General features: G+C 63.9%; 11 protein-coding genes. 8 read left to right on the top strand and 3 right to left on the bottom strand.

The annotated features are described in order from the left end of the window. Positions 1–70: 70 nt before the first annotated feature. Positions 71–412 carry a hypothetical protein gene (locus ACNPP0_RS14415; RefSeq protein WP_332610778.1) on the bottom strand — a complete coding sequence of 114 codons (342 nt, stop codon included), beginning with the start codon at positions 410–412 and terminating at the stop codon, positions 71–73. A 119-nt stretch (positions 413–531) separates the two neighbouring features. On the opposite strand from ACNPP0_RS14415, the gene ACNPP0_RS14410 reads away from it, so the two are divergent. Together ACNPP0_RS14410 and ACNPP0_RS14405 are read left to right on the top strand one after the other, a co-directional pair. Next, positions 532–777: a type II toxin-antitoxin system HicA family toxin gene (locus tag ACNPP0_RS14410; RefSeq protein WP_448706266.1), complete on the top strand. Its 246-nt coding sequence runs from the start codon at positions 532–534 to the stop codon at positions 775–777. Further along, complete coding sequence (locus tag ACNPP0_RS14405; RefSeq protein WP_448706265.1) at positions 774–1,166, top strand: type II toxin-antitoxin system HicB family antitoxin; 393 nt, start codon at positions 774–776, stop codon at positions 1,164–1,166. Before ACNPP0_RS14410 ends, ACNPP0_RS14405 begins: the two co-directional genes overlap by 4 nt. Positions 1,167–1,238: 72 nt before the next feature. Here the strand turns inward: ACNPP0_RS14405 and ACNPP0_RS14400 are convergent, their stop codons facing one another. Continuing rightward, positions 1,239–1,979, bottom strand: a complete 741-nt coding sequence (locus ACNPP0_RS14400; protein ID WP_448706263.1) for an SDR family oxidoreductase — start codon at positions 1,977–1,979, stop codon at positions 1,239–1,241. Between the two features lie 37 nt (positions 1,980–2,016). Beyond that, positions 2,017–3,405 carry a CitMHS family transporter gene (locus ACNPP0_RS14395; protein WP_332610874.1) on the bottom strand — a complete coding sequence of 463 codons (1,389 nt, stop codon included), beginning with the start codon at positions 3,403–3,405 and terminating at the stop codon, positions 2,017–2,019. A gap of 142 nt (positions 3,406–3,547) precedes the next feature. Between ACNPP0_RS14395 and ACNPP0_RS14390 the strand changes: the two genes are divergently transcribed. The 6 genes from ACNPP0_RS14390 to ACNPP0_RS14365 all read left to right on the top strand — a co-directional run bounded on the left by ACNPP0_RS14390 (position 3,548) and on the right by ACNPP0_RS14365 (position 9,983). Then, positions 3,548–4,252 (top strand): response regulator, encoded by a 705-nt coding sequence (locus tag ACNPP0_RS14390; protein WP_448706262.1) that lies wholly within the window; start codon positions 3,548–3,550, stop codon positions 4,250–4,252. 2 nt (positions 4,253–4,254) lie between these two features. Continuing rightward, entirely contained in the window at positions 4,255–5,790 is a 1,536-nt protein-coding gene (locus ACNPP0_RS14385) for a sensor histidine kinase N-terminal domain-containing protein (RefSeq protein ID WP_448706260.1), read from the top strand. Next, positions 5,783–6,880, top strand: coding sequence for an ABC transporter substrate-binding protein (locus tag ACNPP0_RS14380; RefSeq protein ID WP_448706259.1), 1,098 nt, complete (start codon positions 5,783–5,785; stop codon positions 6,878–6,880). Before ACNPP0_RS14385 ends, ACNPP0_RS14380 begins: the two co-directional genes overlap by 8 nt. Positions 6,881–7,193: 313 nt before the next feature. Then, positions 7,194–8,279 (top strand): LuxR family transcriptional regulator, encoded by a 1,086-nt coding sequence (locus tag ACNPP0_RS14375; RefSeq protein ID WP_448706258.1) that lies wholly within the window; start codon positions 7,194–7,196, stop codon positions 8,277–8,279. A gap of 137 nt (positions 8,280–8,416) precedes the next feature. Beyond that, positions 8,417–8,737: a DUF4148 domain-containing protein gene (locus ACNPP0_RS14370; protein ID WP_332610789.1), complete on the top strand. Its 321-nt coding sequence runs from the start codon at positions 8,417–8,419 to the stop codon at positions 8,735–8,737. A 175-nt stretch (positions 8,738–8,912) separates the two neighbouring features. Beyond that, a complete protein-coding gene (locus tag ACNPP0_RS14365) occupies positions 8,913–9,983 on the top strand; it encodes a YjgN family protein (protein WP_448706256.1) in 1,071 nt (356 codons plus the stop codon). Positions 9,984–10,016 lie beyond the last annotated feature (33 nt).

Raw genomic sequence — 10,016 nt, 5'->3', positions numbered from 1 at the left:
GGTCGCCGGATCGCCGGCCGCCGGATCGCCGGCCGCCCGGCCGGCAAACGCCCTGCCCGGCTTGCCGGGCTTACTTCTTGATCTGCGTTTCCACGCACATATTGACCACGCTATTGACCAGCTTTTCGATGCGGTCACGCTCGGGACCTTTTTCGTTCGTGACCAGCATCCGGTCATACGCGGTGTAGTCGTTGAGCGGCACCGACTTCTGCAAGCCGTCCAGCACGCAGCTGCAATACGCCGCCGAACGCGCGTCCACATCTGGCAACGCCCCGGCGCTTTTCTTGAAGCCTTCCACGCACGAGCTATAGGTCACAAGGCGTATGCCTTCGGGGTACTCGTTCTTCTTGCCACAACCGGCAAGCCCCGCCAATACAAAAACCCCCGCCACTGCCCACCCCATACGCCGCATGAACCGCTCCTGTTGAACTGTTGAACGGCGTGCATTTTGGCATAGGGCTGTCATCACACCAGGACCTGTTTGTCCCAGTTGGCGGCCTTTTCAACTTTCCGATGTGTATGGTACACATCATGGACAGCCGCGAAATCATCAGACAGCTCCGCCTGGCGGGTTCGGTCTACCGCAACGCGAGAGGCTCGCATCACATTTATGTCCACCCGCAAAAGCCCGGACATATCAGCGTGCCCCATCCGAAAAAGGATTCGGGAATCGGCTTGGTCGCCAAGCTGCTGACGCAGGCAGGACTGAAGCAGACCGCTCGCGGCGCTACGGCTGGCGCCTTTGGTTTCTTCAAGGCTTACCAAGGAAACTCATGAAATACCCGATCGCCATAGAGCCCGGCAGCGACACGCAAGCGTGGGGCGTGGTCGTACCGGATCTGCCTGGCTGCTATTCCGCATCCGACACGGGCATTGACGATGCCATCGAAAATGCCAAAGAAGCGATAGAGCTCTGGATCGAAACAGCACTGGACACTGGCGCCGCCGTGCCGCCCCCGGGAAGCATCGCGGTTCATCAAGCCAATCCGGAATTCGCGGGGTGGGTCTGGGCCATTGTCGACATCGACCCCGCCGTGATGGACGACACGATCGAACGAGTCAATATCACGCTGCCGCGCCGCATCCTGGCCAGAATCGATGCGAAGGCCCGCGCCGCCGGGGAAAGCCGATCGGGCTACATCGCGCAGCTGGCCTTGACGCACTGAACCCGGGCACGCCCGGGCCAGACTTGCAAGCTGGCCCGACCAGGCCTGTCCCGCGCGCGGGCCCACGTCAACTCAACTCATATAAACGCCGCCGTTGATGGCGTAGTTGGCGCCCGTTACGAAGGCGGCCTCGTCCGAGGCCAGCCAGGCGCACAGGCCCGCCAGGTCCTGCGCGGTGCCAAGCCGGCCGACGGGCACGCTTTCGATGATGCGGTCCAGCAGCGCCGGGGGAAATGCCTTGACGGTATCGTCGGCGATGAAGCCGGGCGACACCAGGTTTACCGTCACGCCGCGCGCCGCCACTTCCTGGGCCAGCGACCGCGTAAAGCCGATCACCGCGCCTTTGGCCGTGGCAGTGTTGATCTGCCCGATCTGGCCTTTTTCCGCCGCCACCGACCCGATGTTGATGACGCGTCCCCAGCCCCGGTCGACCATGCTGTCCACCACCTGCTTGGTGCTGTTGAACAGCGTGTCCAGGTTGCTGCGCAAGACGGCCGACCAGTCGGCATAGCTCATCTGGCGAAAGCGCATGTCCAGCGTGGAGCCGGCGTTGTTGACCAGCACATCGATCTCGCCGACTTCGCGCCGCACCTTGTCGAACGCCGCTTCGGTGGACGCCCAGTCCGTGGCGTCGCCCTCGGAAGCGACGAAGTCATACCCCAGGGACTTCTGCTCTTTCAACCAACTATCGCGGCGCGACGAACGCGGCCCGCAGCCCGCCACCACGCGGTGGCCAGCGCGATGCAGCGCCTGGCAGATCGCGGTGCCCGTGTGGCCCATTCCGCTGGTGACATAAGCGATACGCAAAGCCATGACCCTTCCTTTATCAACGTGCGGCCTGCGCCGCGATTCAACCAACCGATCCCATCAGCGGGAACAGGCCGAACGCCAGGGCGGCAACCAGCATCACCATGCAGACCAAGGTGGCCCACTTGAGCGCATAGCGCTGGTGATCGCCAAATTCCACGCCGGCCAAGCCCACCAGCAGGTAGGTGGACGGCACCAGCGGGCTCAGCAAGTGCACCGGCTGGCCGATGAGGGACGCGCGCGCCATTTCCACCGCCGAAATGCCATAGCCCTGCGCGGCTTCGCTCAGGATCGGCAGCACGCCGAAGTAGAAGGCATCGTTCGACATGAAAAACGTGAACGGCAGGCTGACCAGCGCGGTGATGCCCGCCAGGTATGGGCCCATCGCGTCCGGGATCACGGCCAGCAGGCTGCGGGACATGGCTTCCACCATGCCCGTGCCGGACAGGATTCCCGTGAAGATTCCCGCCGCGAAGATCAGCGACACCACCGACAGCACGTTGCCCGCATGCTGCGCGACGCGGCGGCGCTGTTCGGCCAGGTTCGGATAGTTGATGATCAGCGCAATCGCGAACGCAATCATGAACAGCACCGGCAGCGGAAGGATGTTCATCACCAGGCTGACCATCAGCGCCAGCGTCAAGCCGGCGTTCACCCACAGCAGCTTGGGGCGGCGCAGGTCGTGATCGACGTCGATTTCGGGCAGGTTCTTGGGGCCGTCCTCGTCATAGCCGGCATGCAGCGATGCGCCGTCGGGCAGCGACAGCACGCCCAGGCGACGGCGTTCCTTCAGGCCCAGGAAGAACGCCAACATCAGCAGCGAGACGATGGCCACGCCCATCACCGGCACCAGCGGGATGAAGATATCCCCCGCGTCCACGTGCAGCGCGCTGGCCGCGCGCGCCGTCGGCCCGCCCCACGGCGTCAGGTTCATGATGCCGCTGGCCAGCATCGCCAGGCAGGTCATGGACAGCGCGTTCATCTTCAGACGGCGATACAGGGGCAGCATCGAAGCCACCACGATCATGTAGGTGGTCGAGCCATCGCCGTCCAGCGAGATCACCAGCGCCAGCACCGTGGTGCCCACCACGATTTTCAAGGGGTCGCCCTTCACCGCGCGCAGGATGCGGCCGACGATGGGGTCGAACAGGCCCGCATCGATCATCACCCCGAAGTACAGGATGGCAAACATCAGCATCACGCCCGTGGGCGCGATCTTGCGGATACCGTCCAGCATCATCTTGTCGATGCCGGCGCCAAAACCGCCCAGCAACGCAAAAATAATAGGGACAAGGATAAGGGCGACCAACGGCGACAGGCGCTTGGTCATGATCAGCGTCATGAACGTGATCACCATGCCGAAGCCAAGCAGGGTCAGAAGCATGAGGGGGTATCTCCGACTAGTCGTTGTTATGTTTGACGCAGCTTCCAGCAAGGGAAGCAGGAGCCGAAGACTAGGAATAAAAGCTGTCTGGAACCTGTCGTTTTTTGAAATCCGGCGCGCTGTTTCAACCCGACGCCCCACCCCCGGGAAGCCCGAAAATCGGCTCGCTCCAGGCAGCTACAATCGGCCGATGCGCATCCTGGTAATCGAAGACGACGAGGATCTGGCCGACGCCCTTGTCCGCCGGTTGCGCCGTCTTGGCCACGCCGTGGACCTTCAACGCGACGGGCTCAGCGCCGATGGCGTGCTGCAATACGAAACCTTCGATCTCGTCATCCTGGACATCGGCCTGCCTCGCATGTCGGGTTTTGACATCCTGCACCGGCTGCGCGACCGTGGCAGCAAAACGCCCGTTCTGGCGCTGACCGCGCGCATCGACATCGAAGACCGGGTTCACGCCCTGGATACCGGCGCCGACGACTACCTGGCCAAGCCCTTTGACTTCCGCGAACTGGAAGCCCGCTGCCGCGCCCTGCTGCGCCGCCCCATCGCCCAGGCCACCGGCGTGCAGCGCTTTGGCGAGCTTGTCATCGACAGCGCCGCGCGCCATGTGTCGCTGGCCGGACAGCGCATCGACCTGCCCAAGCGCGAATACAGCCTGCTGGAAATCCTGTTGGCCGGGATGAACCGCGCCGTCAGCAAAACAGAGATCGCCAACAAGCTGTTCGCCTTCGATGACGATGCCGCGCCCAACGCCATCGAGGTCTACATCGCCCGCCTGCGCCGCAAGCTGGAAGGGTCTCCGCTGCGCATCGAAACACAGCGCGGCACGGGTTACCTGCTGACGTCGACAACGCCGCCGGACAGCCCCTTGCCCGGCCCGCAGCAGGACTGACCGTGCAGCCTGGCCGCATTTCAGTCCGCCGCCGCTTGCTTGCCATGCTGTTGGGCCTGTTCGCCGTCGGCCTGGCCGTGCTGTACCTGCTGGTACGCGGCTACGCCCAGCAAACCGCCGACACCACTTACGATCAACTGCTGCGCGCCTCGGTCCTGTCCATGGCCGATAGCCTGCAACTGGTGCAAGGCGAATGGCAGATGGACATGCCCTATGCCGCCTTGGCCTTGCTGGAACAGGCCCCACGCGACCGGGTGTTCTATCGCGTTGCGACCGCAGCCGGCGCGCTGGTTTCCGGTTATGCCGACCTGCCCGCCGAGCCCCAGCGTAACGACACGGCCGATACGCCGCAGCTATACACGTCCCGCTACCAGGGCGAGCCCGTGCGCGTCGCGTGGATGGAACGCAAGATCGCCGGCCCGCGCAACGCCGAGGCCGCCGTGATCCAGGTGGCGCAAACGCGCGAAGCGCGCGACGCGCTGGCCGACAGCATCCTGTGGCAAGGCACCCTGGCGCTGATCGGGTTCACCGGTGCGGCGCTGGCGCTGGCCTATTGGGGGCTACGGCGCTCCTTGTCGCCTATCCAGCGCATCGAACGGGAACTGGCCGCCCGCAGTGCGTCCGACCTGCACCCCATCGCCGCGCCCGTGCCCGAAGAACTGGACACCCTGGTGCAATCGCTGGACGGCTTCATGGCGCGCCTGTCCGACAACCTGGACACGCTGCGCCTGTTCATTGCCGAAGCCGCGCACCAGTTGCGCACGCCGCTTGCCGCGCTACACGCCCAGATGGAAGTGGCGCTGGACGAAGAAGACCCGGGCGAGCAGCGCCGCAGCCTGTTGGCAGTGCTGCGCAACGCTGAAAAGCTGTCGCGGCTGGTCAACCAGCTGCTTAGTGACGCCAGCGTCATCCATCGCAGCAACGTCAAGCAGTTCCAGCCCGTGGACCTTGCCGAGCTGCTGCGCCAGGCCACCTACGACACCGTGCCGCAAGCCGATCCCATTCCCGATGTGCGCCTGCACCTGCCCGCCACGGGTGCAAACCCGGCACCGCGCGTCATGGGCGACAGCCTGATGCTGCGCGAAGCGCTCAAGAACCTGATCGACAACGCACTGCGCCACGGATCTTCCCGACTGGGGGATGCGCGCGTGACGCGCGGCGGGGCCGGCGATGTCAGCACCGAGGGCAGCATCGATGGCAGCACCGAGGGCAGCATCGAGGGCAGCACTGAGGGCCGCCTCGACGGCAACACCGACGCCTCTGCCCACGGCCGCATCGACATCACGCTGGACCACCACGGCGGCGGCTGGCGCGTCACCGTTGCCGACCACGGGCCGGGCATCCCACCCGCCCTTGCCAACACCGCCTTCGAGCGCTTTGCCCGTGGCCCCAATCCCCGCACGCCCGGCGCGGGCCTGGGCCTGTCCATCGTCAAGCGTGTCGTCGATATTCATCAGGGCACGCTCAGCCTCAGCAATCGAGTGGGCGGCGGTCTGGACGCGGTGATCGTCTTGCCGGCGGAGCGTCGCGATGCTTGACGCACGCGCCTGCCATTGGGCCAAACGGCTGCTTGGCGCGGCTGCCCTGCTGCTGCTTTGCGCGGGCAATACCGCCACACAGGCCGCCGAAGTCAGCCGCGACGGCCTTACGCTGGGCCCGGCCGATAGCTCGCAGGTACTGGTCCTGCACGCGTCCAACAGCGTGCAGGTCTTCAAGGGCGTGCTGGAGGACTTTAGCCGGTTGAACCCAGGCATCCGCCTGGAATACACCGAGCTATCCACGCAGCAGCTGTACCAGGACACGGTGGATCGCGCGAGCCGGGACGCGCCGAACAAACGCGGCCCCGACCTGATCATCAGCAGCGCCATGGATTTGCAGACGAAGCTTGTGAACGACGGCTACGCCCAAGCCCATGTCTCACCGCAGACCCGCGCCCTGCCCGCCTGGGCGAATTGGCGCGACGAGGTATTCAGCATCGGCACGGACCCAATTGTGATGGTCTACAACACCGACAAACTGGATGCCGCGCGCGCACCGCACACGCGCCGCGAGCTGCTGTCCCTGTTGCAGGCGCCCGACCGGCCATTGGCGCAAAGCATATCGACATACGACGTGCAAGGCAGCGGCATCGGCTATCTGGCCGCCACGCAGGACACGCGGCTGGACAGCATGGCCGGCGCACTGCTGGCCGCGTTCGGCCGCAACGGGGTCACCACGCACCAATCCATCGAAGACGCGCTGGACAAGCTGGAGCGCGGCGAAGTAACGCTGGCGTACAACCTGCTGGAATCCTACACGCGCCACCGTATCGATCAGGGCGCCAGGCTTGCCATCATCTATCCGCAGGACTACACGCTGATGCTGTCGCGGTCCGCCATCATTCCCAGGCAGGCGCCGCGCGGCGACCTGGGCGCATTGCTGCTGGACTATCTGCTTTCTCCGCGTGGGCAAGAGATGCTGGCCAAGCAATCCGGCATGCGGCCCGTCAACGCGTCGGTCATCGCTGAAGCGGGCGTGCGCCCCATGGCGTTGGGCGTCGGCCTGCTGGTGTATCTGGATGCGCTGAAAAAGCGCCACTTCCTGGATCTCTGGCGCGCGGCCATTCTTGCGCCCACCGACGCGCGCTGAATGCGTGTTGATGGAATTGACCCGGTGCGCTTGCACCGTTGGTGCAGGCATGGCGTGGCGGCGGCCATGCAGGCCTATGGAATTTGCCCACTGATCACAAATTCGCGAGCATAATTTCCGCTCGGGCCAACGGCACCCCCCTGCTTTCTCCAACGCCGTCCCCGCACTGATCCGCTTTCCGCCGGCGCATGGCCGCCGCGCGATGGCAAGGCAGCACCGTACCGGCTCCCGTAGCCGCACCCGTAGCCGCGCCCGCAGCCGCCCCCTGGCGGCACGCAGCAACGCCTTTGCGATTCAGCCCCGGAGACGCACCATGGTCGAGCCTCAGCTTGTCTTCACGCGCGCGATGGAAGCCGTACAACATCTGACTGATCCGGATCCCCCCTGGCAGGACATTCTGCGCACCGCGCGCGACCTGGTAGGCGCCGACAGCGGCACGCTGATCGTCTTTGACGCACGCAACCACCTTTCAAACCTGTCCGCGATCGGTTTTTCGGACGCCTGCTTTGCCGACTACCAAGGGCACTACTACCGTCACGACGTGCTGGAACGCGATTCGAGGCATGCGCCGGCCGGCACGTGGCTGGACACGGCACGCATGTACAGCCGTTCACAATTGCAACGCACCGAGTTCTACGCCGACTTCATGCTCAAGCACCGCATGGCGCAAATTCTGTCGCTGATCGTCGAATCCAACGCCGTGCTGCACGCCTCGATCGGGTTCCAGCGTTCAACGGTTGACCCCAAGGCCAGCGAACGCTTGCAGTCCGGCAATTTCGGGCAGTACTTCCGCACGCTGCAAAGCCAGTTGGGTCAGCGGGAAAAGGCGTTGTCCATTGGTTGGAAGTCGGTGGAAAGCGCATTCTCGGAAGTTAACGAGGCGGTGCTGCTCATCAACCGGGACGGCATGGTCAACAAGATGTCGGCGCTGGCCCGACAGCTGCTGGACGACGCGCGCGGCTGGCGGGTTCAGGGCGGCAAGCTGCGCCATGCCGATTCCAAATGCCAGCGTCTGTTCGATGCCCATTGCGCCGCCGCCATTCGCGATGGCCATTCCCGGTCACTGGCCACCACCACGGGCTGGGGCGAATTCCATTGGATGGACATCAGCGTCGCGCCCGATTCATTGAGCCTGATCGGCGGCCGCCTGCTGCTGGCCCGCCTGCGCCGCAAAAGTGCATTCGCCATGCCCGACGTGGACAAGCTGGAATCCGTGTTCGCCATCACCCACGCCGAAGCCGCCGTGCTGGCGGGCCTGGCCGCCGGCCACAGTGTCGAAGAGATCGCCACGCTGCGCCAATCATCGGTGCTGACGGTACGCAAACAGGTCGCGTCCCTGCTCAACAAGATGGAATGCAGCCGGCAGGCGGAACTGGTCAGGCTGGCCTCGCTGCTGTAGCACCCCGCCTCCGGTAGCCGACCGGTCGGCCCGAGCAGGCGTAATCAATCTTGGGTATGCGGTGGGCACCCATGCGGCCCTACGATGTGTCCGAAGCCATGAGAGGGAGGGGTCGCTCTCGTTATTAAGGATTCATCATGAAGACGATTCAATTGTTCAGCGCCCTTGCCCCCGCCGCCTTGATCGCGGCCACCCTGCTGTCCGGCCCCGCCCACGCGCAGCAGGCCGTCGCGCCCGCCACCGCCATGCCGGGCCCCAACGTTGCTCTCAGCCGCGACGATGTCATGCGCGACCTGGCCGCGTGGCGCGAATCCGGCGTCGAAAAAAACTGGAATAGCGACAACACGCCGGACATCAACAGCCCGGAATACATCGCCAGCTACAGGAAGTACGTGGACACGGTGCACCCCAGCAATGCCGTGCCGCCCATGCAGTCGCAAAGTACGGGCAAGTGGTAGGGCTGGAGACGGCTCTTGACGGCACGGCCGCCGGTCGCCAGTCGCACGACGCCGGCCCGGTGCCGTCGGCGCGGTGCCATCGATAGTCAAGCAATTTCAGAATCATCAGATGTACCCGGAGATTTTCGTTCGATAGGATCCCAGCTTTATCGGATCCCATCCCACGGAGAACGCGATGATTCAGCATGGCCCGGTACGTGCCTTCCCAACGGACGGAGCTAGCGTTCGTCCTTTGCACGATTCCCCGGCATTGCAGCCCATGCCGGTAGCGTTTCACGGTACGGCTAGCGAGTTCTTTGGCATCTGGATCGTCAACCTCTTGCTTACGGTTGTCACCCTGGGCATCTGGTCTGCCTGGGCTAAAGTCCGCACCAAACGGTGGTTCCTCGGCAATACGACCATCGACGGCCATGCTTTCGACTACCACGCCAGCCCATTGCAAATATTGCAAGGGCGCATCATTGCGATCGTCGTAATCGGCATCATGAGCGCAATCAGCTACTTCGTCCCAAGTCTCTTCCCGGTACTTTGGCTAATCTGGATGCTGGCAATGCCCGCCGCCATTAATGCCGGCCTGCGCTTTAACGCGCACATGACCTCATGGCGCAACGTCAGATTTGAATTCCAGGGCAACTACGGCCGCGCGCTACTGCTGTTCATGTTGATGCCCATCCTTGTCATGCTGTCTTTGGGGCTGCTGGCGCCGTTCTATTCGAAGATGCTGGGCAAGTATCTTTCTGAAGGCTATCGCTTTGGTGGCGCGCGGTTCACCACGCAGCCCAAGGTATCCACGATGTACGGCGGCCTGATCCGTAGCGCGGTGCTGTTCTTCGTCGCCCTGTTGCCTGGGCTGCTGGCAATCGTTCTTTGGGGGCCTGAGAGCCTTCCACTGGCCGCGATGGACCTTTATGTTGCGCTGTTTATTGCGTCGGTCCATTACGGCGTTTACGTGCGCAACGAGTTGCTTACGCAAACCACCATCGATGGCGGACACCGGCTACAGAGTCAGGTAGACCCGGCCGTCTATACCTGGATCGTCGCTTCCGGGCTCGTCGCCACCGCCGCGTCGCTAACGCTGGCCTATCCTTGGGCGTGCGTGCGCCAACATCGTTATCTGATGAAATGCACCACCCTGCATGCAGCGTCCGGCCTTGAAAATTTTGCTTCCGAGCAACGTGCTTCACCAGATAGTTTCGGCGGAGAACTCAGCGAATTTGAAGGCTTCGGCAGCGTTGCATCGCTCTGACTCATTCCTTTTGCATGGGCGGCTTTTTGCGGC

Source organism: Achromobacter semiaridum (assembly GCF_053543755.1).
The sequence above is the reverse complement of the archived record's forward strand: the minus strand, read 5'-3'. Positions and strand labels throughout refer to the sequence as shown.

Excerpts from the sequence above, each read along its gene's own strand:
- ACNPP0_RS14380 (WP_448706259.1), top strand. The coding sequence starts at position 5,783 with ATGCTTGACGCACGCGCCTGCCATTGGGCCAAACGGCTGCTTGGCGCG.
- ACNPP0_RS14365 (WP_448706256.1), top strand. The coding sequence starts at position 8,913 with ATGATTCAGCATGGCCCGGTACGTGCCTTCCCAACGGACGGAGCTAGC.
- ACNPP0_RS14375 (WP_448706258.1), top strand. The coding sequence starts at position 7,194 with ATGGTCGAGCCTCAGCTTGTCTTCACGCGCGCGATGGAAGCCGTACAA.
- ACNPP0_RS14370 (WP_332610789.1), top strand. The coding sequence starts at position 8,417 with ATGAAGACGATTCAATTGTTCAGCGCCCTTGCCCCCGCCGCCTTGATC.
- ACNPP0_RS14415 (WP_332610778.1), bottom strand. The coding sequence starts at position 412 with ATGCGGCGTATGGGGTGGGCAGTGGCGGGGGTTTTTGTATTGGCGGGG.
- ACNPP0_RS14390 (WP_448706262.1), top strand. The coding sequence starts at position 3,548 with ATGCGCATCCTGGTAATCGAAGACGACGAGGATCTGGCCGACGCCCTT.
- ACNPP0_RS14410 (WP_448706266.1), top strand. The coding sequence starts at position 532 with ATGGACAGCCGCGAAATCATCAGACAGCTCCGCCTGGCGGGTTCGGTC.
- ACNPP0_RS14405 (WP_448706265.1), top strand. The coding sequence starts at position 774 with ATGAAATACCCGATCGCCATAGAGCCCGGCAGCGACACGCAAGCGTGG.
- ACNPP0_RS14400 (WP_448706263.1), bottom strand. The coding sequence starts at position 1,979 with ATGGCTTTGCGTATCGCTTATGTCACCAGCGGAATGGGCCACACGGGC.